Genomic DNA, 25,661 nt, shown 5'->3' with positions numbered 1-25,661 from the left:
AACTGTAACAGGTGGCGCCTATTGGGGATTTGGTGACTATCAAAAATCATTGGAGAACTATTTGTCGGCTTTAAAGGAATATCAGAAGCTTGATGATGTTATAGGTCGTTCAATTTGTCTTAATAATATTGGAGAGGTATATAAAAAGATTGGCGATTATGATAACGCCTTAAACTACCTTAAGCATGCACTATCTCTCAAGGAGTCTGTACTCGGTGTTGGAGGCTCTCCTTTGGCTAATAGTAATCTTGGTGAATTGTATACCCTAATGGGTCAATACGAAAATGCCGAGAACAGTTATATGGCAGCTTTAAATGGTAAAATTGAGGAGGGTAGTCGCATTTATGCTTACGTTAACAATGGGCTAGGTTCATTGTATTTGAAAACCAGTCAGTTTAATAAATCCATCAGCTACTTTAAAGAGGCTATTAAAGTAGAACAATCGCTAGATGACCAAAGAGGTATTGCTTATGCTCTTTTCAATTTAGGTAGTGCATTTCAAGGCCTTAATGAACTTGACTCCGCTGAGTATTACTTAAGAAAAAGTCTGGCTACTTCTATTACGTTAAATGCCGATGATATTTTGATAGATGTTTACAAGAATTTATCCGAAGTAGACTCTCTGAACGGGGATTACCCTAAAGCCTTTTATCATTATAAAAAACATACAGAACTTAAGGATAGCATCTTTAATTTAGAGAAATCGGCACAGCTGGCAAGAATACAAACTGAATATGAAACAGAAATTTTGCAGAAAGATAATGAAGCAAAACAGGCTGATGTAAAACAGAAGAACACCATGATCATTGCGGTGATTATGTTGCTGATACTGGCTATTGCTTTGGCCAATGCTTTTTACAATCAGAGAACTGTTCAGAAGAATGCGAATAAAGCTTTAAAATCAAAAAGTGAGCAGATAGAGAGTCAGGCGGCAGTACTACAGAAACAATCTGTGAAGCTTCAGGAGATGAATGATAATCTTGAAAACTCAAACCAGAACCTGGAAGAGAAGATAAGACAGAGAACGGAACAACTCAGAGAACAGAATAAGGTGCTGTCTGATTATGCGTTTTTCCATGCGCATGAGTTAAGGGCTCCTGTAGCCAATATATTAGGACTTATTGAACTGCTTAAACATTCAGAACTACCGCAAAAGGACTTAGATGTTGTAGCACATTTGTATACCGCGACTTCTGAGTTAGACAAGGTGATAAGAAATATTACCACTAAAGTAAGTGGCAATGGAGAAATTAAACCTTAGACCTATATTGCCCTCGCACTGTAGTTAGTTTGATATTCTTTAACCGTCTCTCTCATATCCTAATAACGGACTCAACGAAAAGTGATTAATTTATGCGCTCAGCGTAAGAGTATATCAAATTAGTATATTTGTGGCTATGCTAAGGTTAAGATTGTTAGTCATACTTGTTATCGCTCTTTTTTCATCAGCACTGGCTCAGCGGGTACAATTAGACAGTTTGGTGCTAGCACTAAAAACTGCTGAAGATGATTCATTACGCGTTATGTTGCTCAATGAAATAGCCTTTAACAATATAAGTATTAATCCTCTGGTAGCTAAGGATGATGTAACCATTGCTTACAATGCTGCCAAAGAGATGGAATTCGTCAGAGGACAGGCACGTTCTTTGGCGGTGATGGGAGGTGTTTATTGGGGGTTTGGTAATTATGAACAAGCTCTTTTACATTACTTAGATGCACTTAAAGAATACCAAAAACTTGATGATTTGAAGGGCAGGTCAGATTGCCTTAATAATATTGGTGAGGTCTATAAAAAGCTGGGAGAATATCAGAATTCCTTAGACTACCTTAAGCATGCGCTATCATTAAAGGAAAAATTATATGGTGTAGGTGGGTCACCTTTGTCTAATAGCAATTTGGGTGAGCTATATACTCTGATGGGACAGTATGATAGCGCAGAGGAAAATTACAATATTGCTATTGCAGGAGCTCAAAAGTTAAATGACCAGCGCGTTCTCGCTTATGCATATGACGGTTTAGGCCTCATACACTTTAAACAGAATAATTATTCAAGAGCAATAAAGTATTTTGAATTAGCAGTTAATGCCAGACTGAAAAGTGAAGATGTAAGGGGATTGTCTTACGTATATACAAATCTTGGCCGTACATATATGGCTTTAAATCAACTGGATTCATCAGAGCAGTATTTTAGAAAAGGCCTTAAAAGTGCAGAGAGTGCAAGTGCAAGCGATGTGAAAATTAATCTATTGAAATACCTGTCTGAGGTAGATTCTCTAAATGAAGATTATGCCAGAGCATATTATCACTATAAAAAACACGCACAGTTAAAGGATAGTGTTTTTAATTTAGAAAAATCAGCCCAGCTGGCAAGAATCCAGACTGAGTACGAAACTGAAATTTTGCAAAAGGATAATGAAGCAAAGAAGGCAGATGTAAAGCAAAAGAATACGATGATCATTGCTGTTATCATGCTTTTGATATTAACCATAGCGCTGGCAAATGCATTCTATAATCAGAGAACAGTTCAAAAGCAGGCCAATAAGTCATTGCAATCTAAGAGTGAGCAGATTGCCAAACAGGCAGATGAACTTCAAACGCAATCTGTAAAACTTCAGCAGATGAATGAAAATCTTGAAAGCTCTAATCAGAATCTTGAAGAGAAAATCAGGCAGCGAACAGAGCAATTAAGAGAGCAAAATAAGGTGTTATCCGATTATGCATTTTTCCATGCCCATGAGTTAAGAGCTCCTGTAGCTAATATTTTGGGACTAATAGAGCTTCTAAAGCATTCAGAATTGCCTAAGAAGGATGCAGATATTGTTTCTCATCTGTTCACCTCTACTACAGAATTGGACAAGGTTATTAGAGACATTACTACTAAAGTTGGTGGTAATGGAGAGATCGGAGAGATCAAACCTAAGGATTAAATCAATACTACTCTTCTAAAAGGTGTTGGGTTAGCCAACTCAGGTGGCGGTCCAAAATGCTTTTGAGAGAAGCCATCTAGCTCATCAAGCGTCTCATTAGATAATAAGGAAGAAATCTCTTCTAATGCCGCTCCACTGACCATATAAGGCATTTGTGAAACATCAAGATGATTCCCTTTACAATGAGCATAAATCTGATACTCATTTATTGTATTCTTTTGTGTGCCCTTCAATAAACATTCATCCATCCACGCAATGGGGTTTTCAATATTATCCTGAATGAGCTTCATGCGTCTACCAAAATCAAGGTTTTGAGAAAAGTACAGCTCAATGCTCTTCATAGACTCTTTGGACATAGAATTACGCATTCTTTCAGCGCAAGAAAGGCAAATGGCATATTCAAAAATCACATCATGAGCACTAAAGCCTTCATACTGCTTAACGGCCTTTTCGATGAAGTACTCCTGCTCCCCTTCAATCAGATTTTTGTCGCATTCAATGCAACGCTCAAAAGGGGCTCCTGTTGAAAACGAATGAAACTCTTTCGGTATTTCTATTTTTCCTTGTTCTTCACTGTCCATTTATAAATCCTCTATTGTCGCCTTTGTCCAGCTTATCAGTGCCTCAATTTGTTCCTCTGAAAGGTTAGCTTCACTATGAGCCCAAGTGTAGCTATTCAATGGCATCTCACCTTCTTCAACCTCATGAATCAACTCTTCCAGTTTGTGTTTTTTCTTTTTTAGGTCATAGTTGCCCCATTCAGAAAAGTTGAAATGCTTTCTTCCATCCTGAATATGCTCATCAATCCACCAGGATAACGGTGCCACACTGGTGTACCATGGATATTTGGTTTCATAAGAATGGCAATCATAACATGCCTGCTTTAAAATAGTCTTTACTTCACCAGGTGCATCCACCTGAGCCAGTAAATCATTTTCCAGATTATAAACCGGGTTTTCTTTGTCAATTTGAAATAGCTGTGCTGCCAGCAAAATGGCGAGCAAACCGAGCAATACTTTAGTGGATAACTTCATTTTATTCAATTTATGCACTTAAATATAAAGAATAATGACAATCGGTGATAATCCTTTTTTGGTAAACCAAAGTTATGACTTAACTTTTCACCAATCTTCTAACATTTTACTTTTTCGATGTCAATAAAACTTAAAGAAATCAAAAAGCTATTAGTAGCTAACAGAGGCGAGATAGCCATCAGAATACTCCGTGCAGGATCAGAATTAAAAATTCGAACAGTAGCCATTTTTACTTATGAAGACCGCTATTCTTTGCATAGGTATAAAGCCGATGAGGCCTATCAAATTGGAGCTGATGATGATCCTCTAAAACCATATTTGGATATTGAAGAGATAATTGCTGTAGCAAAACGTAATGATGTGGATGCTATTCATCCAGGCTATGGGTTTTTATCTGAAAATGTAAAGTTTGCAAGAAGGTGTAGGGAAGAAGGTATCATATTCGTTGGGCCAGAACCAGAGGTGATGGAGAAATTGGGTGATAAGGTTGCTGCTAAGCTAGTAGCTATAGAAGCGAAGGTGCCTATCATTCAGGATAGTGAAGAGGAATTGACAGATGACAAAATAGCGCTTAAAGAAGCTAAGAGAATTGGTTACCCAGTAATGCTGAAAGCTGCTGCTGGTGGTGGAGGAAGAGGCATGCGCGTTATCCGCAATGATGAAGAATTAGTTAAAGGTTTTGAGGAGGCGAGAAAGGAAGCAGGTAATGCTTTCGGTGATGATACGGTCTTTATTGAGAAATATATTGATAACCCAAAGCACATCGAAGTGCAGATTATGGGGGATAATTATGGCAATCTGGTGCATTTGTTTGAGCGTGATTGCTCTGTGCAACGTAGGTTCCAGAAAGTGGTTGAGATAGCACCTTGTGTTACTATATCGCAGGAGACTAAGGATAAACTTTATAAATATGCTCTGGCAATAACCAAGTCCGTAAACTATAATAACGTAGGTACAGTAGAGTTTTTGGTAGATAAAGACGAGAATATTTACTTTATTGAGGTAAACCCTCGTGTACAGGTAGAGCACACTATTACTGAAGAGATTACTGGAATTGATATTGTTCGTTCACAAATCTTGATTGCAAAAGGACATGATCTGCCTGATCCTAGAATATTTATTAAGAGCCAGGAGGATGTTAAGTGTAATGGCTATGCTATTCAGTGCCGCGTGACTACAGAAAATCCAGCGGAGAACTTCAAACCTGATTATGGAACTATCATCGCCTATAGAAGTGCCAGTGGATTTGGCATCAGGTTGGATGCCGGTAACTGCTATGCAGGTGTTACCATTTCACCATTCTTTGATTCACTGCTTGTAAAAGTGTCCTCATGGGGCCGTACTTTAAAAGGAGCTTCTGAAAGACTATCAAGGGCATTGAGTGAATTTAGAATCAGGGGTGTAGAAACCAATATTGCTTTCCTCGAGAATGTTATCACCACACCGACCTTCTATAAGGGCGAATCCACGGTGAATTTCATTGCAGATCATCCTGATCTCTTTAAAATGCCGAGAAGGTTTAACAGAGGTACCAAGCTGTTGAATTACGTGGCTGAGGTTGCTGTTAATGGCAACCCAATGGTGAAAAGAGTGGATGAAAGTCAAGTGCTTCGTCCTGCTAAAGTGCCTGTTTATGACAAGCTTTCTAAGCACCCCAAGGGTACCAAAGACAGGCTTAACGAAATGGGCAGGGATAATTTCGTTCAGTGGTTGAAACAGGAAAAGCCCATTCAATACACAGATACGACATTTAGGGATGCGCACCAGTCGTTGTTGGCTACCCGTGTGAGGACCATAGATATGTTAAAAGTAGCTGAAGGCTTCTCTAAGCAGCATCCTAACATATTCAGTATGGAAGTTTGGGGTGGGGCCACTTTTGATGTGTGCATGCGCTTCCTGCATGAAAACCCATGGGATAGATTGAGAATGTTCAGGTCTGCTATGCCAAATGTCTTGTTGCAGATGCTACTTCGCGGATCTAACGGGGTTGGTTATAAGGCTTATCCGGATAATTTGATAGAGAAGTTTATTGTAAAATCCTGGGAGACAGGGATAGATATCTTCAGGATTTTCGATTCTCTTAACTGGGTTGAGGCCATGAAAGTGAGCATCAAAACTGTACGTGAGCGTACCGAAGCATTAGCTGAGGCCTGCGTTTGCTACACTGGAGATATACAAAGAAAAGATACCAAATATGACCTTCAGTACTATCTTGATCTGGCACGCCAGCTGGAAGATGAAGGAGCTCATATTTTGGCCATTAAGGATATGGCGGGGCTGCTTAAGCCATCGAGTGCCAAACTCCTGATTACTGAACTGAAAAAGGCCATTGATATTCCTATTCATTTGCATACGCATGATACGGCTGGCATTCAGAGCTTAACCTACATGGAGGCTGTCAATGCGGGTGTAGATGTTGTAGATGTGGCATTGAGCTCTATGTCAGGGCTAACATCGCAACCCAACTTCAATTCATTTGTGGCTAACCTGCAGGGACATGAAAGAGAAAATGAAATTGATTTAAAGTCACTAAATAAATATTCCAACTACTGGGAAACTGTTCGCGAATGGTACTATCCATTTGAGTCAGGTCTGAAAGCAGGTACTGCTGAAGTTTATGAGCATGAAATTCCTGGTGGACAGTATTCTAATTTAAGACCTCAGGCCAGAGGGCTTGGTTTAGAAGACAAGTTTGAAAAGATTAAGGAAAATTATGCTGCTGTAAATCAGCTTTTTGGTGACATCGTTAAGGTAACGCCTTCATCTAAGGTAGTGGGGGATATGGCCTTATTCATGACTTCAAATAACCTTACTACTCAGGATATTATGGAGCGTGGTGAGTCACTTTCATTTCCTGAATCAGTGGTGAGCTTGTTTAAAGGAGAGCTGGGTCAGCCATATAAAGGTTTTCCGGCAGATGTTGCCAAAATTATCCTTAAAGGCGAAAAACCATTTACTGATAGGCCAAATGCACATTTGGAGCCCATTAACTTTACAAAAGAGTATGCCGCTTTTCATAAGGAGTTTGATGAGTATTGTGATGAGCTGGATTTCTTGTCTTATAAGCTGTACCCTAAAGTATTTAAAGAGTTTTATCAGTACTGGCAGGAGTATGGTGAAGTGTGGAGATTACCAACCACATCTTTCCTTTATGGCTTGAAAAATAATGAGGAGATCTTTGTGGAGATAGGTAAGGGTAAGGCCATTATTATCAAAAAACTCTATAAGTCTGCGCCAGATGAAAGCGGAATGTGCAATGTCTATTTTGAAATGAATGGACAGGCCAGGGTGATTCAGGTTAAAGATAAGTCAGTAAAATCTCTAAAATCTGCCAATGTAAAAGTAAGCGGCCCTAACCATATTGGCGCTCCACTGCAGGGTAGAATAGCCGAAGTTATGGTGAAAGTAGGTGACAAGGTGAAAGAAAATCAGCCTTTATTCTCTATCGAAGCAATGAAGATGGAATCTACCATTACTTCATCAAGAGCTGGAAAGGTAGCTCATATACAACTGAAGGCTGGCGATATGGTGAGCCAGGATGACTTGGTGCTGGAAGTAGAATAAGTCAATAGCTGTGGCTGAGATTATAGATTTAAGTCAGGAGATATACTCTGGAATGCCTGTTTTCAAGAAATTACCACAGGTATCTATATCAATGTATGTCTCTCACGAAGAATGGATGGGCATTGAAAATTCTGAGAAGCAAACACCCAGTGTCAACTTGTTGGAGATGGGCGAGCACACAGGCACCCATGTAGATGCCCTAAACCATATGTCGATAGAGCAAGAGGGGCAGTCTATTGACACCATGCCTTTGAGCATGTTTTATACTCGAGGCATTTGCCTTGACCTATCTGCTAAAGGCAAGCAAGAGTTGATTGAGATTAAAGATTTAGAGGCAGCGCTGAAAGAGTATAACCTCATCATTGAAAAGGGTGACACCGTGCTGATCTATACCGACCATTATAGGAAATATTTTGATAGTGAGGACTGGCCAAAAGGACCAGGATTGAGTGCTGAAGCTACGAAATGGCTCGGTGATCAGAAGATTGCTGCCTTTGGTGTGGAAACAATGGCGCCCGGTGTTTCTGGGGTGTCTAACAGAGAAGTGCACCGCCTTTGTGGAGCGATGGGCTTTACCCATTATGAAAATATGATTAATCTGCACCTTTTAGTAGGCAGGGGCAGCTTTAAATTTATCGGGCTGCCGCTGAAGATTAGAGGAGGTACAGGATCACCAGTAAGGGCAGTGGCCGTTTTTGACTAAATAAATTGATTCGTCATTCTGGAAAATTTTGACTTGCCTTTTTATAAGTGAAATTTGTCCGAAATCTCTTTTGAAACTTTTACAGATCATGAAACTCCTAAGAACCGACTCAAAAAATACTGATTTCATTAACCTGGTAAGCCACCTGGATGCTGATCTGGCCATAAAGGATGGTGATGACCATGCTTTTTATGATCAATTCAATAAAATTGACAGTATTAAATATGCAGTCGTAGCTTATCAAAATGACCAACCCGTGGGGTGTGGTGCTATCAAAGAGTTTTCAAAAGAGGCTGTTGAAGTAAAGAGGATGTTTGTTTTACCCGAACACCGCGGTAGCGGTATAGCCTCTAAAATTTTAGCAGAATTGGAAGAATGGGCCCGCATGCTGGGTTATACTTCCTGTGTGTTAGAGACCGGACTGAAACAGGTAGAGGCATTGGCCCTCTATGAAAGAAGAGGTTATAAAAGAATACCCAACTATGGGCAGTATGCCGGAGTAGAGAATAGTTTATGTTTTGAGAAGAGGGTTTAACGGATCTTTCGATAAAAATTCCAGACTATAAATCTGGAATAGCTGAGGTCTAAGCGGGATGCTTAGACCAGAGAGGGGTTCTTTTCATGTTGAGTCTTATTTTTGCTTGTAGGTAATGGTTTAGTATTTAGTATACAATGTAGATCACTTGATGCTTTAAAAGGCTTTCAAACCTTTACCATTATGAATCTAGGCATACCTTCTGATTTCACCACTATCACGCCCGTTTAGTCCATGAAATGTTACCGGCAGGTATAAGTTTCAGTTGCCATTATACTCATTTTATCCTTCTAAAATGGAAAGTTTTTCACATTCTTATTAAACTATGTTATTTATTGATCTTAGAAAAATACTGTTGAGCCATCGAATGTGATCCTTCGATATTTACCATGCTGAGTACTTTAGTGAAGCATCTATTGGCCTCATTAAGCTTTCCTTCTATTTCGTTCAAATTTCCTAATATGGCATAGGCCAGGGGAGTACTATAGGACATTGTGCCACGTGTTTCATATTCATCAATAGCAAACTGAAGGTGCTTTCTTGCCAAATCATACTTTTTTTCATTTACGTATATTTCTCCTATCAGCACATGCCCGGTTGGGTCATAAGGATAGTGTTGAATATATGAATTAAGCTTATCAAGCCCTTGTTGTTTGTTCCCTGAGTAATATGCTTTTAGCCCTTCACTCAGCAAATTCAAGTGATTTACCTTGTCCGACCATCGGAGGATTTTATGATGAGGGTCAAATTGAACCAATTTGGGTTCAAAATCAATAAGGAAAGAAAACGAGGTAGTTGATTCTTCAATGTCGAGCTTTTTTGTGATTGTATTCAAATCGTTTGATAGTACGATCTCTGCATTAACCTTAAACACTTCCCTTAACTGATTGACCCTTCCTTCTACAAGATATCTACCATTTTCTGTTTTGGTCGCTTTGTACTGTAAAGCAAACTCTGGTGCACCTGCCTTATAAAACCACTGATCAAAGAAGTACCCTAAATCCTGATGGCTTTCCTCTTCCATAACTTCTCTTATTGCCTCAATATTCAAGCGTTTGTTAGCAGAATATTCAGCTATTATCCTTTTTATTCCCTTAATAAAAGTGGGGTATCCAACAGTCTCCATCAGCATAGCCATGATAAAGTGCGGCTTTAGGTAAGATATTACAGCATAGTCATGTGACCTTTCTTCATCATACACACCAATGGGGAAGTCATTGTTGCTATTGAACTGCCTAAAATAAAATTTTGCCGATTTAGAGAACATGCTACTTCCATTATTGATAAAATCCCACATAGAATTTTCACCGTAAAAATGTCGATAACAAAGTAATGCATTTACCTGCGCCATACCTTCTTCAAGGAGCTTGCCAGAATGTATATCACAATTGACCAGACCACCCCACCATATATGTCCTACCTCATGAGCAATAAGCGGGAACTCAAAAGTATCATCTCTCAATGTATGTGTGGGGTAATAGTTCAATCCTTGCCCGCCAGAACCGCCAAGACCTAACACTTTCTCCATCGGCACTTCAGAAATCCCATAACTATCGCAAGGAAAAACTCCATAAATCTGTATGAGGTACTCAATCATTTCTTTAGCCCTATCCGCATACATTTCCGCTTTTTCTAAAGATCCGTTAAGTAAATAGACATTTACTTGTATCCCATCAATCTCATTGCTGTAATGAACAAATTGGTTGGCATTAAAAGTGTAATCCATAGGGGTAGTCACCTTGTAGGTGTAGGTTGATTTACCATTATGCTCAATTTTTCCCTCGAAACGGCCTACTGATGCTACTGTTAATTCAGAAGGAACTGTGTATTGGAGCAATGCTTTTGCCTTAGACAACGTGCCATTTAGTTTGGGATACCAATCTGTTCCCCAGCTACCAAATACTCCTTCTTCACTGATATTTACTAAACCATAACCTAGTTCTTTAAACTCATTATAGAAGTACCCTGAATAATTGATAGTCAAAGACAGACTTTCCCCTTTTTTGAGCTCTCGCTTCCAGGGAATAATTACCGCAAGATCTTTGCGTTTAAATGAAATGGCATTGCCCTTAGCATCTTCAATTTTATCTATTTTTAAACCTCTGTTTAGCCAAAAAAGAATTGTCTTTTCACCATCCTCTACTATTTCAAGGTCAACTGCAGCCATCGCCTTCATGGTTCCTTCTTTGGGTGAGAATTCTGCCTCAATATGATGGTGCTTTCCTTTTAAATACACTCGTTCTTCCACTGCATCAATCACCCATTGATTATTAATTTGCTTCAAATTATAGGTCTTAAAACCAATATCTGTTTTTGTCCTACCATATTTCCAATATTGGGCTGTTTCCAATACTATTGCAGTAGCGGCCTTGTTATTTTCCGAATGGAGTATTGTATGAACATTCAAACTATATTCCAGGCTGTCTCGCTTAGCCAGATTGGTCAAATATCTTTTTTGTTCTTTATTCAAATTGGCCTTATCATGATTAAAGAAGGTTAGTGACTGGTCTATGTCACCGTTATTCACTGATTGCTCTAAATCACTCAACGTAGTTTTAACAATTTTGTCTTGTGCCGAAGCCAGCAATGATACAAGCATTATAATGACAAGCGAACTTATTTTTTTCATGGTATTTGAGTTTAGATAATGAGGGTTCAAATATCACTCAAGGTCAATTGCCAGTCGACCTAATAAAAAAGTCGAACCATTATTTTTAGATAAAATGGGTTCGACTTTTTATAATGCTACGTTCGACTTTTCTGTAACTGTCTATTTTACATACTCATTACGGTACTCAGTTGGAGTTTTGCCTACATACTTTTTAAAAGCTGTATTAAAAGAAGATTTTGAATTAAAACCTACGGAATATAGTATTTCCAGAATAGTCAATTGCCTATTCTCAGTATCTTTTAGCATTTTTTTTGCCCTTTCAATGCGGTATTCATTAGTAAATTCGAAGAAATTCTTGCCCATATATTTATTCAAGAAGTGTGACAATTCTGAGCTTGATAAACCAATTCCTTTCGAAAGTTCAAATATTGTCAAGGATGGATTCTGGTAAACTTCATGCGTGTCCATATATGCCTCCAGTTTTGATTTTATGGCCAGGTTTTGAGTATTATCTTCTGCTCGCATTGGTAACTCTTTGCTTTCCTCCCTTTCAGCAAGGTATTCTTTAAGCAATTTAATATTGACATCAACACCATTAAAAATATATGGCTGTGACAATGCCTTATATATAATCCAAATAAGAAATATAAGCGAGACTGATGCTGAGATATAAAAAACTACTTCATTGGAGAGGAGATGGAGACCAAAACGATTAATATTAAAAACCAATGTAGATAGTGCGTAGTAAACAAATACGATGGTAAGTTGTAACAACCACTTATAATCCCTCTTATTTTTTGTTGAGTAATTTTCTCTTACTATAGCTCTAAATCTTAAAATTATTTTGATAGATAGGATCATGTATATCAATCCTTGAATTCTCAATACATAATAAATCATACTAATAAACCAGGGCATATCACCACGATTAGTCATTATTTCCACTTTGGCTTCTGTAGATTGTAAATAATATTCAAAAAGGAGAACTGCCAAAATCACCAAGAAGGGAGTGAAATGAATCAAATCCAGCCATTTTAGCTTAATTCCTTTGAAGGCAGTAGTCTTGATATAATAGTAAATGACAGGATACAATAACAATCCAAGGCAAGGGATTAATAAATATAAATTTGGGTTATCAAGATAAAATGACGACTGAACCAAAAGTGAATCAAGGCTTTCTAAGCCCATATAGAAAATAAAATAGCCGATGTAGATATTACTTGAACGCTCCTTTGTTTTATTGAAAAACAGATACAGCGAAAACAGCAGTGTTAATAAAAAAGTGAAAAAATTGTATAAATATTCTATTTCATTCATTTTATAATTCAAGAAAATATTGCCTTCAACTTGACGGTAACATCATGATAAAAAAAGCTATGTTATATCCATTATGTTTTTTATGAATATATAATATAAATTATTTTACATTGGTCTTAATTGTTTTCAAAAGTAATATGAAGGTAAATATTATATATTTTACTCCGTCAATCTAAGCTGGCCTGTGAATGACAGCTTATTAAAAAAACCACCCCGACATGCGGGGTGGTTTTCCTATTCTGATTAAAATACCTTATTGTTTTCTTAGATAGATATCGCCATTGTAGTTTTTCATAGTGATCTCCGGTCCGCCACCATTGATTTTGCCTCTCACCCAGTCGTCAAGATACACCTTGTAGGTGCCAGTTTTGCTGTCATTTTTCTTTACCGGATCAGACTTTACCATGCTCATCTCAAAACCTGAATAGATCTCACCTTGATTGGTCTTCATTTTTAAATCTCCCTTAAAGCTGGCCGGGAAGGTGATGTCCACATCACCATTATAAGTCTGGAATGACATAGGCGTATCAGGAGTTACTTTTAAAAGCTCTATGGTGATTTCACCATTGTAAGTGTCTGCGGATACTGAGCCAGAGATGCCTTTAGCGGAAATCTCGCCATTGTAGTTTTCTAAAATCACCTCGCCAGTAATGTTGTTTACATAAATGTCTCCACCATTATAAGTATCAAGGTTCAGATTAATGTTCTTAGGCACTTCAATGGTAAGGTTCAAACCTTTATTCCAGGAATCTGAATCTACAATTACCTGATTGTTGCTTTCACGTGCTTCAAGGTCTAATGAGCCACTGGAGATTTTTTGTAAACCGTTTTTAGAGCTGTTGCTTTTAGATTTCTCTTTAGACTCCATGGCTTCGTATTTTACCAGCACATCTTTTCTGTCGGTGCCCTGCACGGAGATAGAGCCTCTTTTAACATCCACCTTCAGGCTGCATGCAGCACCGGGGTTAGATAACGGAATAACTATTTCTCCTTTGTCCTGAGCAAATCCAACCACACTTGATAGTAGCACTATTGCTGTTAATGCTATTGATTTTATATTTTTCATCCTTCTATTTTTATTCGTTATTAAATGCTTTTTAGTAATTACAGATTTTGAGATTTGATACCTGTTTTCAGGTAGCGATAGTCTATTCTCAATTATTGGCTGTATGGCCTCCATACAATTAATTTTCTTTGACATAAACATCCCCGTTAAAGGTTTCAAAATCGAGGTAGATACCGCCATTGCGCACCCGCATCATAGTTTTTCCATCCAGCTTATAGGCAATGCCTTTACCTTTACTGGCTTTCTCCATTTTTAGCTGTGAAGGCATCTGCTCTAGCGACTGCACATTAGTGTAGAACTCACCATTGAAGCTTTTAAAGCTCATATCTGCAGACAGCCCTGGTAGATAGTTGGCATTGATGTCACCATTGAGACTATAGAAGCGACCATCCTTCTTAGGGTTATTGGTAAAGTTTAAAGTCACATCGCCATTGATGGTATTGGCATAAGTAGCATCGGCCACTTTATTCAAAGCAATGGAGCCGTTAACGTTCCAAGCTTTTACCTCTCCGGAAACATTGCCCACTATGATGTCACCATCATTGATTGTAGAAACCATCAGGCTGGTATTTTTCGGCACTTTGACTTTATAGTCAATTTTGTACTTGAAATTTTCTCTGCAACCGTCATTCTGTCTTGACCAGTGGTAGTCCCACCCACCTTTGCTCTGGCTTCTGTCAAAAGCTTGGGTAAATGGGCAGCACGGCTGAGAACCGTAAACGATAAGTGTGTCCATCAATTCAATCATACTTACCTGAACTGCTTTTCTTCCTTCTTCTAAACGGGCATCAGATTTAGCTACAATCTTTTTGTAAGCTTCAATTTGAATAGTAGCTCCATCATAACCTTCTACTTCTATATCCCCATTGATATTGGCGATATAAAGCACATTGGTGCTGCTGGGTTTTTCAAATTTTAACTCCTTTTTTACCGTTTCGGTGTGTTGCTGGGCCTGAAGACCGCAGGCCGAAGCTAACATAATACTGAGTGTTGTTATTGTTTTCATTTTATTTTGAGTTGTTATTGTTTTAAATCAATTGTTGCATTTTAGTTTTTATCGCCTCCTGAACTTCCTTTGGCGTATTGTCTTCTTCCCACAATTCTCTAAAGGCATCTGGTGCTTCTTTGGCTTCCATAGCCACCATCAGTTCTGCTAAAGCCAGCTGCACTAAAGGTGAGTCCTGATATTGGATCGAAGCAATGATCTCCTTCCTCACAGTCGGCATATTGGTGTATTTAGCCAATGCCTCAATAGCCGCCATGCGCACATTGTTATTCTCATCTGTTCTTAGTGTATTAATTAGCGCGGCAGCCACTTTATCACTGGTATCTGGCATGTCAGAGGTTAGGCTTACCGCCTTTAACCGCTCGGTCGTAGATTGCTTCTCCAACATGGAGAGCATCATCATTTCTTTCATCTCCTGCACTTCAGCAGTTAAAGTGCTTATGTTGTTTGATGATGGTTTGTTAATTAAATAACCAGCTATTAGTCCGATAGCTAGAATTACAAAACTATAAGCCCACTGCCATTGACTCTGGCGAATGCTGTTCCACCACTCGATAATAGACAAAGTAGGTTTAGCATTGATTTTCGATTTTTCATCAGCCAACATGCTGTAAAACCCTTCATCCATTTTTTTACCGGGTTCCGGAGTAGGAATAGCCTCAAGGTTTTGATTAAAATGCAGCTCATCAAGGCTCAATTCTCCGGTAGCAATCATTTCTTCCAAAGCCAGTTCTTCCTTATCACTCAGCCTGCCTGAGTTGAACTTTTCGATCAATATTTTTATATCCTGATTTTCCATTATTCTGTCATTTCTAATGCCTCGTACTGTTTTTTTAGCGCCTGCATGGCTCTGAATACTTTCACCTTGATCGCACTTTCGGTGCTGTCATAGAGTTCACCTATTTCCCTGTACTTCATGCTCTTCAATTTGCTAAGGGTTAGTAATTCCCTTTTATCCTTATCAAGCATTGTCAATGCTCTTTCCATTTGTGTGAGCTGCTCTTCTTTAGCATGTATTCCCGTTTCCATTTCGGGAAGCTCATTATGCTCGTCTTCAATATCATCGGTATAATTTTTATGCTTCTTATGGTGGTCAGTATTCACATTGCGTGCAATATGAAACACCCAGGTTTTAAATTTACCGTCACCTCTAAAGCTGTGTTTATACTTAATCACTCTCATAAATACCGCCTGCACTAAATCTTCCGCTAGCATCTTATCATTATTCATATGATAGAAATAGCCAAATAGTGGCCGCTTGTAGCGTTCGTATAACAAGCCCAAATGGTCTAATTCACCTGTCTTGACTTTCAACATTAAGGCATTGTCGCCAATACTTTCCAATACTTTTTTTATTCTGGGTTCGAAGGGGAAACTGCGTAACCCCAAAATGGTTACACTGATAATTTAAATATTTTTTCCGTCAGTTACTATTTGTTGGTTTGAGAGGTAAATGGTTTATATAACCAATTGACCATTGGTAAAATATTCACGAGCAGTCACCCATATTGGGTTATTTTTGTTTTCGTGTATAGAATTGCTTTTCTCCTCTTTATTATAAGCTTCGGACAAGTAAAAGCTCAAGATGGCGGCTACTTTGTAAAAAAGAGCACTCAAAAGATTGTGCTTGATGGGGTTTTGGATGAAGCTGACTGGCAGCAAGCTCAGGTGCTTACCAATTTTATGCAGCAGTTCCCTACCGATTCTTTGAAAGCTGAGTCGCAAACGGAAGTAAGGATTACTTATGATGATCAGTATATTTACTTCTCCGGTAAAATGTATGCACAAAAAAAGGACAGGACTTACGTGACTCCATCTTTAAGAAGGGATTTCAGAGGAGCTGCTAATGACGCCCTTGTCTTTACCATTGATACATTCTTAGATAATACCAATGCCTTTCAGTTTGGTGTAAACCCTTTTGGAGTGCAGCGGGAAGGTTTACTTTCTAACGGTGGAACCAGAGGTGACGATCTGGACTTATCATGGGATAATAAGTGGAAGGTAGAGGCCAAACAATATGAAGGTTATTGGATAGCAGAAGGAGCCATTCCTTTTAAAAGCTTACGATATAAAAAGGATGCAAGTAAGTGGAATATTAAATTTTACAGGGTGGATAGTGAAACGGGTGAACGATCAGTGTCAGCCGCCACACCGCAGAATTTCAGAATTTTTTCTTTGGCATTTATGAATCGATTGGTTTTTGACAAACCACTAAAAAAGCCATCTACCAATGTAGTGTTGATACCATACGTAGCCAGCGGCATTAATAGGGACTTTGATGATCCTGAACAAAACGAAGCGCAGAGCAATGTGTCTGTTGGCGGTGATGCCAAGATTGGTATTGGCCCCTCTCTGAATCTGGACCTAACCATCAACCCTGATTTCTCTCAGGTGGAGGTAGATCAGCAGGTGACAAACTTAGATCGATTTGAGATTTTCTTCCCGGAAAAACGGCAGTTCTTTTTAGAAAATGCTGATCTCTTTGCTGAATTTGGACACCCACTGTCACGACCATTTTTCTCAAGAAGGATAGGAGTAGCCATCGACACTTCCACAGGTCAAAATATCCAAAACAAAATCCATTTTGGCGCCAGACTGAGTGGCAAACTAGATAATAATTGGCGTATTGGCGTTTTGAACATGCAGGCTGCAAAAGAAGAGGATATCAACTTGCCAAGTACGAATTACACGGTGGCAGCCTTGCAAAGAAAGGTTTTTGGTAGGTCTAACATTGGAGCAATATTTGTAAACCGTCAGGTGGTAGAAGATAGCACAGGTGAATTTTCTATAGATAAGAATAACTACTCAAGGGTGTTGGGTATAGATTATAACCTTGCATCGATGGATAATAAGTGGACGGGCAAGATTTTCTATCATCGGGAGTTTGATCAAGATGGGGGTGATGGTAATTTTTCTCATGCTGCCTATATCCTTTATAATTCAAAAACCTGGACATTTAGCTATGCTCAGGTTTTAGTTGGTGATGAGTATGACGCCCATGTGGGTTACGCACCTAGGAATGATTTTTTTAGAATTAACCCTGAAATTGGCCATAACTTTTTCCCAAAATCAAGTTGGATTAATCAGCATAGTATAACAGCAGATGCAGAATACTTTTGGAAACAAGGTAAAAAAACCGATCACAGATACTCCACTAACTATAACATCCAACTTCAAAATACAGGAAGTATTCAACTGTCTGTAAATCAACGCTATACATTTTTGTTTGAACCATTTGATCCAACACGTACAGAAGGAATAGAATTAGCAGCGGGTACTGATTATACCTACAATTCATTTGAGTTCAATTATCAATCTGATTTTAGAAGGAAAATAGGCTATTCCCTGGGAGGTTACATAGGTGAATACTTTAACGGGAGTCGGTATAATTTAAGAAGCGATATTAATATGAGATTTCAGCCTTATGGAGCCTTAGCATTAACTGTAAACTATAATAAGATTGAGCTTCCCGCTCCCTATAATAGTGCTGATCTGTTTTTAATAGGACCCAGGTTTGATCTTACCATGACTAAGAAGCTCTTCCTTACGACATTCGTGCAATACAACAGCCAGATTGAGAATGTTAATATCAATGCAAGGCTACAATGGCGATTTAAACCGGTTTCAGATATATTCTTAGTGTATACTGACAATTATGGCACTGAAGATCAGTTTGGAGAAACAAGCTTTATTAAGAAGAATAGAGCACTGGTTTTTAAGATTACCTATTGGTTAAATCTATAAAATACCAATAACTAAAAACCCCAGATAGGTGCCTATGGCATTGCCCAGCGTGCCGACCAGTATGGCTGGCAAGATTAGTTCTTTACGATTAAAGGTTTCAGCAAGCGCCATAGCGGTGGTGCCACCACCAACATTTGCCTGGCTTGATATAGCCACCATTTCCCAGTCTCTGTAGACAAGACCTCCAATAATAATACTAATAGTGCCATGAAGAAAAACAGCCAGTGACGTGAATATTAGAAGCGTTATTCCAACCTGCTGAAGCTCAATAACTGAGCTTATTTCACAATATGCACCAATGACCGCCAGGAATATATACACCAGGTAAAGCCCCAGCGTGTGACTGCCATTAAGGCTTTTGATGAATTTGGTTTGTGCTAAAAGAATCCCAAAAGTGGATAGTACTAGAATCGAGGGAATACTTGGGAGCAATTCTGCTGTCAGTTCTGAAACATAATAAGCCGCTACTCCTAAGAAGATGAGCCACATAAATGAGCGCATATCCATTTGGTCGATATCGCTTAAGCTGGATTTATGTTCTTTTACTTTTACTTTTTTATCCATCCAAAATCTCCTGAGAAGGGTAGGGATGGTAAGGGTAATTATTATCCATATGGTAGTGACAACATTATCAACCGCTATGGTGCCGGCATATAAAATTCCTTTTTCCTGAAAGTCATACTCCAAGGCAACGGCATTAAAATTGACACTTCCTCCGGTGTATGTGCCTGTTAACATTCCTGCTACGGTACTGGCATCAGCGCCTAATGTATTTTGTGGTGACACAATATACCAAGACAATAATATGCCTATGGTTGTAGCAAATGACCCGATGAGGAATAGGATGATCATGGGTGCACCAGCCTTTTTCAGTGAAGTGAGGTTGACCTGAAGCAATAGATAAAAGATTGAAATTGGTGCCAGATAGGTAAATATCCCACTATACAGGTCGATACTATTAGAAGCTGAAGGTATAAGGTTGAGATTGGCGATTACAGCGGTAAAGATGATGACCAGCAATGCCGCTCCGAATTTTTCACCAAACTTTGTGTTGCCAGCATACACAGAAAGTATTACCATCAAACACAAAACCCCGAGTACATATATTGGATTTTCAATAAATGACATAGGGTAAAGGTATTGTTTTTTTATTGATCAGCTCATTTGCTAAAATCAACTCACACCATTTATAGAAATTTCTGTAAATGCTTTTTAAAATATTTAGCACTTGTAGCCACACTGTCCATAGAGCTTTTCTCAAAATTTCCGCCTTGCTCTAGGTAGTAAAATTCTAATCCCGATTTTTCTGGGTCGGGCAGTATATCAACATAATTAATGGAACCATTACCCAATTCAGAGTAATCTCGACTAACTTTATCCATGTCTTTAATGTGCCACATAACATAACGGCCTGGATGCTTGTCAACCAGTTCTTTAGGAGTAGTGTTTGACGAGTGCATTACCCAATACATATCCATTTGTAGTTTGACCAGATCCGAATCTGTCTCATTAAGAATGATATCATATCCATTATCGCCATTGTGATCTTCAAATTCAAAACCATGATTGTGATAAGCAAAACCCAAACCCGAGGCTGTCACCTGCTCACCAATGATGTTAAGCAGCTTGGCCATCAGTTTGAAATTATCCATTGTCCTTTGCTCGGGAGCTATCCATGGCCAGGTGATATATGGTGAGTTTAAAGCGTGGGCACCTTCAATACATAAGTCAACAAATCGCTTTAATTCATCTTCGGATTTATCAAGATAAGGTGAAAACCCATAATGCCCACTGGTTACGGACAGTTCAAGATCATCAAGAATTGATTTAAACTCAGCCGATTTGTACCCATAGAAAGTGCCTTTTTCACTATCAAAACCATAAGCTTCAAAATCTTCATAGCCCATAGCTTTTACTGCCTTGAGAGTAGCGAGAGGATTTGCAGCCATGGCATCACGAATGGTGTATAGCTGCAAGCCCATTTTGTACTTTGGTTTCTCCATCATTGAGAAAGTTGGCAATGGTAGCAATGCTGCGGCTCCAATAAGACTGGTTCTTTGGATAAAGTCTCTTCTGTTCATGGTGTTACATTTAGCAATTGTCTTTTACTTCCTAAACCCCACCAACATAGAAAGTCTTGGTACTTTTACAGTTCCTTTTACCTTCTCAATGCCTTTTTCATTGAAGTAGTCACCTTTAACAGCAACGCTCCATTCTCCAGGTACATTTACAGAAACCTCTTCTTCATTCGCATTGTAGATCACCAATATATCTTTCCAACTATCACCATTGGCATTATCGCTAATAGTATGGGCTACAATTCCAGGTTCTGTTTTAAAGAAAGCCAAATGTTCTCTTACCAACTCGCCAGTTGGCATAAAGAAGGCGGGATGATTTTTACGAAGAGCAATAAGGTTTTTATAATATTCGAAAACTGATTTGTTGTCAGACTTCCAGTTCCAGTCAATTTTGTTGACACTATCGGGTAGGTTGTAGGAGTTATGCTCACCACCTTTGGTTCTTAATAGCTCTGAGCCAGCGTGTAAAAAGGACATCCCTTGGGAGGTCAATACAATAGCATTGGCCAATTTATCCATCTCAATAATATCCTCTTCGCTAGTCTCAGGTTTAGAGATTTTTAGCTTGTCATAAATGGTATGGTTGTCATGGCAAGACACATACGACACTGCCTGCCACGGCTCTGTTGTCCATGCGGCATCAGAATAGTTGACAGCTTTATAATCAATTTGTGGATGTTCGATGGAACCAACTACACCAAACTTAATAGATTCTTCCATTCCTGCTTTACCACTGACAAAGCCAGTATCTTTATCATCAAATACAGATCCTTTTAAGCCATCTCTCAGGTCATCACTAAAAGCACTGATCAAAGGCATTTCATATGTGTATTTTTTCAACGCACGACTTGGCTCTGGAAGGGGAGAGTCTCCGGCAGTCCAACCTTCTCCATAAATGAAGATATTAGGATTCACCTTTCTAACAGCTTCTGCAACAGCATTCATGGTCTCAATGTCGTGGATACCCATCAGATCAAAGCGGAAGCCATCTAAATGGTATTCCTTAGCCCAATATAAAATAGACTCGATGATAAATTTGCGCATCATCGGTCGGTCTGAGGCTGTTTCATTACCACAGGCCGAGGCGTCAGACCATTTTCCGTCTTCCCATTGTCTGTAGTAATAGCCGGGTGCCTCAAGGTTGAAATTGGAGTTCTCTGTTCTTCCGGTGTGGTTGTATACTACATCCAATATTACTCCGATACCATTATCATGAAAACCTTTGACCATTTCCTTAAATTCTTTAATGCGCACTTCAGCATTGAAAGGGTCAGTAGCGAAGGAGCCTTCTGGCACATTGTAGTTTTGAGGATCATAGCCCCAGTTAAACTGCGGGCTGTCCAGCTGATCTTCTTTGATAGAGTAATTATCAAATGAAGGAAGCAAGTGAACGTGCGTTGCTCCGAGTTCAGAAATATGGTCAATACCAGTTTTTACACTATCCGGACCAATGGTGCCTTTTTCAACCAATCCGATGAACTTGCCTGGGTGTGACGATCCACTGCTTTTATCGATTGTAATGTCTCTAACATGCAGTTCATAAATAATCGCTTCATTGGGCTTTTTGATCGCAGGACCTTTATCATTACCCCAACTGTCAGGGTTGGTCTTGTTCAAGTCAACCACCATAGCGCGCATACCGTTCACGCCAACGGCTTGAGCATAAATGCCAGGAGTTTCTTCCAACCATTGTCCATCTGCTTTCACCTGATAAGTGTAATACTGCCCATGCAAATCACCCTCAACTGAAATTTCCCATAAGCCATCAGTATTTCTTTCCATCGGTTGGGTTGCTGTAGCCTCACCACCATCACCTTTATCATAAAATAAAAGACTGACTTCTTCTGCCGCTGGTGACCACAGCTTAAACGTTGTCTTAGAAGTTGAGTACTCTGGCCATAGATCAGTTTCTGTTATGGACGGGTATTCGGTATATGAATTATACTTCGGAGTTTCTTTTTTGCATGAGATAGCCATGAGTGCTAATGATAAGCATATCAATTTGATTTTCATAGAGCTGTAGATTGAATGAAGTGATTAGTGTTTTTAAAATTTAACACTAACTGGTTTTACATCAAAACCTTTTGTTCTTAAAAGCTGGATCAGGCTTACGCTACCCATTAGGTATGGCGCACCCAATGCAACGAAAGTTGGTTTGTCGCGCATCAATTTTTCTATTTTAGGAAGCCATTCCAGTGCTCTTGAATCGTAATAAACAGTTTTAAAAGCCTGGCTCTCATTGGTAGCCTTAAAGGTTTCGTTCTTTACAAATTCCAGATCCTGATCATTGATATAAGCATCTACCATTTTTTGGTAATCATTGATATGCTCGTAAAAGTTGGTGACAGTATATTTTAACGCCTCCACCTGATCTTCAATCGGAAATTTTTGAAATGCATCTATCTCTTCCTGAATTGTACCCAATGATTCTGTCTTTAGCTTGTTGTTGTGCGCCACATCATGAAGTACTTGTTCTGTATAAACTATGTTTTCCTTAAGATGGAGTGCGGCAGTGGTGGTTACTAAAATGATAGGCTGTAATCTGCTATAAAAATCATGATAGGCATGCTCTTTTACCTCTAAATCCAGAAGCATGAGCAAACGAAGTTGATTTAACTCATCATCGGTTAAATAATCATTGATCCAACCATTATTAGGGATTTTTACGGCTTCAGTAAATTTCTTTTGTGTCTTTTTGTTATTGTCTGTTTTAGTAACAAATACCTCGCATTTAGACATAACTTCCTTGACTTTAGAAGGCACTTTAAACTGATCTGCAGGCAGAAAGTTGACAATTCCCATCAGGTAAGATGATTGTTCCAGCCCGTTGCCGGAAACTTCATAAAGAATGGATTTTTCAGTTTGGCTGTAACCTGTTATACAGCTAAGGGTGAGTAATAATGTAAAAAGCCTGGACAACATGATTTTAGTATTGTTTTAATGCAATATAATCATGATGATGATTAAGCTGAAATACGGAAAGGTATATTTAGCGGTAATGTAATTTTTTACCTTAAATAGTACTTTTTAACTCATTAGCTCATAGGCACTTCTGTAATACCCATTCTCATTAACATAATCGAGAAAGGCGGCATAGAAAGGGTTTTGCCCAATGGTGCCACTATCACCTATCAATACCAGTTTTTTTCTGGCTCGGGTTATAGCCACATTCATCCTTCTGGTATCTGATAGAAAACCGATTTCCCCTCTTTCATTAGAACGCACCAGACTGATGTAAATGATATCTCGTTCCTGACCCTGAAAAGCATCAATGGTATTGACTACGACTTTTTTATTTAATACTTCTGGAACAGCACCTTCTGCGGCAAATCGTTCTTTTAATCTGGTGACTTGAGCCTTGTAAGGGGAGATAATACCAATATTGTCAACATCTTTCAGGTGATCCATGGCATCCAGATTTTCTATATAAAGGTTGAAATGCTTTTGCAGCAAATTGGCTTCCTCATCATTGTAACTGCTGCGCGTCTCAGGATCTACATTTTCAAAAAAACCTGTGCCAGCGGTATCAATAAATTCAATGGGGGTGTCACCCTGAAAAACTGTCCAATGTGCTACTGAAGCATTGGCTTTGAGCTCATTTTTATAGAAGTAATTACTGGAGAACTGCATGATGGCCTCATTCATCCGGTATTGCTCTTTCAGCATTACATCGGCCTTGTTGCCATTAATAGCTTTCTCAAATAAGGTGACTTCCAATCCGGCTTTGGCCGCTTCATAAGATTTGATGGTAGGGGGAAGTTGAAAATGATCTCCTGCAAAAATCACCCTGCCTGCTTTTAGTACCGGTATCCAGGAGGCCGGTTCTAATGCCTGTCCGGCCTCATCAATAAAGGCAGTTTTGAATTTGATGCCTTTGATATTGTAGTTGTTGGCAGCCACCAAGGTGCAGGCTATTACCTGAGCTTTGTCTATAATATCGTTGGTAATGTAATAGTTAAGTTGATCAGCAGCATCTTTGAGCTGATGCGCTTCATCATATAAAAGCTTACGTTGTTCACGCTCGGCATAACCGAAGGAGCGCTTGTATTTTTTTGCCATACTAAAAAACTCCTCGGCCTTTTTACGCATGCCTTTCAAATCTTTGAAGTCAGGATGATTAGCAACTCGTGCATCCAGGGTTTTGCCTAGCATTTCTTCCGTTACTCTAGCGGGGTGGCCAATACGTAGCACGTTAATATCTCTATCACTTAGCTTTTCTACCAAAAGGTCAACAGCGGCATTACTGGGTGCACAAACTAAAATCTGCTTTTCCGTTTTTAGCGTTTGAAGGATGGACTCAATGATTGTTGTGGTCTTTCCTGTGCCGGGAGGGCCATGGATGATCGCCACATCATGAGCGTTGAGCACTTTGTTAAGGGCATCATTCTGACTTGGATTAAGCCCTGGAATGTTGATTGGTGCTGCTTCATCAAATTGTGCCTGCTTGTCACCAAGTAATACATTTTTTAGATGCTTTACTCTAAAATCTTCTGTTTTGATCAGTTGCTTAATGGTACGCTCCATCTCGCGATAGCTGTTTTCATCAAAGAGTAGCTGTACACCTAACTTTCCATCACGAATCCAGCTGGGTTTGTCGTCACTGTTGAGCGTGATCATCATATGCGATTCTCCTGCTGAATTGACCACACCAGTGATGGCTTCTGAAGTTTCGTCATTGCCCTGTGCATTGGAGAAGAAACTGACCAACTTGCCCGACTGAAACATGTGCGACTCACGGTGCTCTGGCGGACGAGATACTCTTAAAATAGGCCTTTCACCAGCATCAAAATCTGTTTTTTCTACGTGTACCGGATACCAACAAACTCCTTGTCGCCTGCGTTCATTGTAAGAAGTACTGGTCATTTTGAGCTTGTAATGCTCGAGATCAGCATCCTTTTCTTTTTTGAGGAGGGTAAGTAGTTTTTTGAGTTGTTCGTCTATTTGCTGCACCGTGCTATCTTCAATAAAAGGGCGAAGATAAATAACTTATTGCGACTCGCAGAAATAATGAAATTTTTATGTGATAATGGGAATCTTATCTATCTCATAAGGTGTTTACTAAATGTAAATTATAAA

Annotated in this window: 19 protein-coding genes; 6 read left to right on the top strand and 13 right to left on the bottom strand. The window is 39.1% G+C overall.

Annotation, left to right across the window (positions count from 1 at the left end):
* Both E1140_RS18110 and E1140_RS18105 read left to right on the top strand, forming a co-directional pair.
* A partial coding sequence (locus E1140_RS18110) for a tetratricopeptide repeat protein (protein ID WP_155187336.1) occupies positions 1-1,261 on the top strand: 1,261 nt, incomplete at its 5' end.
* Positions 1,262-1,397: 136 nt separating this feature from the next.
* Positions 1,398-2,927 carry a tetratricopeptide repeat protein gene (locus E1140_RS18105; protein ID WP_155187333.1) on the top strand — a complete coding sequence of 510 codons (1,530 nt, stop codon included), beginning with the start codon at positions 1,398-1,400 and terminating at the stop codon, positions 2,925-2,927.
* On the opposite strand, the gene E1140_RS18100 is transcribed toward E1140_RS18105, so the two are convergent.
* Positions 2,924-3,508: a hypothetical protein gene (locus tag E1140_RS18100; protein ID WP_155187330.1), complete on the bottom strand. Its 585-nt coding sequence runs from the start codon at positions 3,506-3,508 to the stop codon at positions 2,924-2,926. The genes E1140_RS18105 and E1140_RS18100 overlap by 4 nt on opposite strands.
* On the bottom strand, positions 3,509-3,961 hold the full coding sequence (locus E1140_RS18095) for a heme-binding domain-containing protein (protein ID WP_155187328.1): 453 nt from the start codon (positions 3,959-3,961) through the stop codon (positions 3,509-3,511).
* Positions 3,962-4,078: 117 nt separating this feature from the next.
* On the opposite strand from E1140_RS18095, the gene E1140_RS18090 reads away from it, so the two are divergent.
* From E1140_RS18090 to E1140_RS18080, 3 genes are all read left to right on the top strand, one after another.
* A complete protein-coding gene (locus E1140_RS18090; RefSeq protein WP_155187325.1) occupies positions 4,079-7,525 on the top strand; it encodes a pyruvate carboxylase in 3,447 nt (1,148 codons plus the stop codon).
* A gap of 10 nt (positions 7,526-7,535) precedes the next feature.
* On the top strand, positions 7,536-8,228 hold the full coding sequence (locus E1140_RS18085; protein ID WP_185153665.1) for a cyclase family protein: 693 nt from the start codon (positions 7,536-7,538) through the stop codon (positions 8,226-8,228).
* An 88-nt stretch (positions 8,229-8,316) separates the two neighbouring features.
* Positions 8,317-8,763 carry a GNAT family N-acetyltransferase gene (locus E1140_RS18080; RefSeq protein ID WP_155187322.1) on the top strand — a complete coding sequence of 149 codons (447 nt, stop codon included), beginning with the start codon at positions 8,317-8,319 and terminating at the stop codon, positions 8,761-8,763.
* A gap of 328 nt (positions 8,764-9,091) precedes the next feature.
* Here E1140_RS18080 and E1140_RS18075 read toward each other — a convergent pair whose 3' ends face one another.
* The 6 genes from E1140_RS18075 to E1140_RS18050 form a co-directional block, all read right to left on the bottom strand.
* Positions 9,092-11,392: a M1 family aminopeptidase gene (locus tag E1140_RS18075; RefSeq protein ID WP_155187318.1), complete on the bottom strand. Its 2,301-nt coding sequence runs from the start codon at positions 11,390-11,392 to the stop codon at positions 9,092-9,094.
* Positions 11,393-11,533: 141 nt separating this feature from the next.
* The gene (locus E1140_RS18070; protein ID WP_155187315.1) at positions 11,534-12,691 is read right to left on the bottom strand and encodes a helix-turn-helix domain-containing protein; all 1,158 of its coding nucleotides are present in this window, start codon (positions 12,689-12,691) and stop codon (positions 11,534-11,536) included.
* 253 nt (positions 12,692-12,944) lie between these two features.
* Positions 12,945-13,892: a DUF4097 family beta strand repeat-containing protein gene (locus E1140_RS18065; RefSeq protein WP_155187312.1), complete on the bottom strand. Its 948-nt coding sequence runs from the start codon at positions 13,890-13,892 to the stop codon at positions 12,945-12,947.
* Positions 13,876-14,763: a DUF4097 family beta strand repeat-containing protein gene (locus E1140_RS18060; protein ID WP_155187308.1), complete on the bottom strand. Its 888-nt coding sequence runs from the start codon at positions 14,761-14,763 to the stop codon at positions 13,876-13,878. Before E1140_RS18060 ends, E1140_RS18065 begins: the two co-directional genes overlap by 17 nt.
* Before the next feature lie 22 nt (positions 14,764-14,785).
* Positions 14,786-15,562: a HEAT repeat domain-containing protein gene (locus E1140_RS18055; protein ID WP_155187305.1), complete on the bottom strand. Its 777-nt coding sequence runs from the start codon at positions 15,560-15,562 to the stop codon at positions 14,786-14,788.
* Positions 15,562-16,107 (bottom strand): RNA polymerase sigma factor, encoded by a 546-nt coding sequence (locus E1140_RS18050; RefSeq protein WP_155187302.1) that lies wholly within the window; start codon positions 16,105-16,107, stop codon positions 15,562-15,564. The genes E1140_RS18055 and E1140_RS18050 overlap by 1 nt, the downstream gene beginning before the upstream one ends.
* Before the next feature lie 183 nt (positions 16,108-16,290).
* Here E1140_RS18050 and E1140_RS18045 point away from each other — a divergent pair, with 183 nt between their 5' ends.
* Positions 16,291-18,507 carry a DUF5916 domain-containing protein gene (locus E1140_RS18045; protein ID WP_221412719.1) on the top strand — a complete coding sequence of 739 codons (2,217 nt, stop codon included), beginning with the start codon at positions 16,291-16,293 and terminating at the stop codon, positions 18,505-18,507.
* On the opposite strand, the gene E1140_RS18040 is transcribed toward E1140_RS18045, so the two are convergent.
* The 5 genes from E1140_RS18040 to E1140_RS18020 form a co-directional block, all read right to left on the bottom strand.
* The gene (locus tag E1140_RS18040) at positions 18,502-19,635 is read right to left on the bottom strand and encodes a DUF819 family protein (RefSeq protein WP_221412718.1); all 1,134 of its coding nucleotides are present in this window, start codon (positions 19,633-19,635) and stop codon (positions 18,502-18,504) included. The two genes, E1140_RS18045 and E1140_RS18040, sit on opposite strands and share 6 nt — an antisense overlap.
* A 59-nt stretch (positions 19,636-19,694) precedes the next feature.
* Positions 19,695-20,588 (bottom strand): sugar phosphate isomerase/epimerase family protein, encoded by an 894-nt coding sequence (locus E1140_RS18035; protein WP_246203022.1) that lies wholly within the window; start codon positions 20,586-20,588, stop codon positions 19,695-19,697.
* Between the two features lie 24 nt (positions 20,589-20,612).
* A complete protein-coding gene (gene pulA / locus E1140_RS18030) occupies positions 20,613-22,598 on the bottom strand; it encodes a type I pullulanase (protein WP_155187296.1) in 1,986 nt (661 codons plus the stop codon).
* Positions 22,599-22,631: 33 nt separating this feature from the next.
* The gene (locus tag E1140_RS18025) at positions 22,632-23,507 is read right to left on the bottom strand and encodes a TraB/GumN family protein (protein WP_155187293.1); all 876 of its coding nucleotides are present in this window, start codon (positions 23,505-23,507) and stop codon (positions 22,632-22,634) included.
* Positions 23,508-23,612: 105 nt separating this feature from the next.
* Entirely contained in the window at positions 23,613-25,535 is a 1,923-nt protein-coding gene (locus E1140_RS18020; RefSeq protein ID WP_185153664.1) for an AAA domain-containing protein, read from the bottom strand.
* Positions 25,536-25,661 lie beyond the last annotated feature (126 nt).

This window comes from Fulvivirga lutimaris (assembly GCF_009711525.1).
Classification (GTDB): domain Bacteria; phylum Bacteroidota; class Bacteroidia; order Cytophagales; family Cyclobacteriaceae; genus Fulvivirga; species Fulvivirga lutimaris.
Note: the sequence above shows the minus strand (reverse complement) of the source record. Positions and strands in the feature narration are given on the sequence as shown.

Bases quoted from the DNA above. Each gene is read 5' to 3' on its own strand.
- E1140_RS18105 (WP_155187333.1), top strand. From the start codon at position 1,398: ATGCTAAGGTTAAGATTGTTAGTCATACTTGTTATCGCTCTTTTTTCA.
- E1140_RS18100 (WP_155187330.1), bottom strand. From the start codon at position 3,508: ATGGACAGTGAAGAACAAGGAAAAATAGAAATACCGAAAGAGTTTCAT.
- E1140_RS18095 (WP_155187328.1), bottom strand. From the start codon at position 3,961: ATGAAGTTATCCACTAAAGTATTGCTCGGTTTGCTCGCCATTTTGCTG.
- E1140_RS18090 (WP_155187325.1), top strand. From the start codon at position 4,079: ATGTCAATAAAACTTAAAGAAATCAAAAAGCTATTAGTAGCTAACAGA.
- E1140_RS18080 (WP_155187322.1), top strand. From the start codon at position 8,317: ATGAAACTCCTAAGAACCGACTCAAAAAATACTGATTTCATTAACCTG.
- E1140_RS18075 (WP_155187318.1), bottom strand. From the start codon at position 11,392: ATGAAAAAAATAAGTTCGCTTGTCATTATAATGCTTGTATCATTGCTG.
- E1140_RS18070 (WP_155187315.1), bottom strand. From the start codon at position 12,691: ATGAATGAAATAGAATATTTATACAATTTTTTCACTTTTTTATTAACA.
- E1140_RS18065 (WP_155187312.1), bottom strand. From the start codon at position 13,892: ATGTCAAAGAAAATTAATTGTATGGAGGCCATACAGCCAATAATTGAG.
- E1140_RS18060 (WP_155187308.1), bottom strand. From the start codon at position 14,763: ATGAAAACAATAACAACACTCAGTATTATGTTAGCTTCGGCCTGCGGT.
- E1140_RS18055 (WP_155187305.1), bottom strand. From the start codon at position 15,562: ATGGAAAATCAGGATATAAAAATATTGATCGAAAAGTTCAACTCAGGC.
- E1140_RS18040 (WP_221412718.1), bottom strand. From the start codon at position 19,635: ATGTCATTTATTGAAAATCCAATATATGTACTCGGGGTTTTGTGTTTG.
- E1140_RS18035 (WP_246203022.1), bottom strand. From the start codon at position 20,588: ATGAACAGAAGAGACTTTATCCAAAGAACCAGTCTTATTGGAGCCGCA.
- pulA (WP_155187296.1), bottom strand. From the start codon at position 22,598: ATGAAAATCAAATTGATATGCTTATCATTAGCACTCATGGCTATCTCA.
- E1140_RS18025 (WP_155187293.1), bottom strand. From the start codon at position 23,507: ATGTTGTCCAGGCTTTTTACATTATTACTCACCCTTAGCTGTATAACA.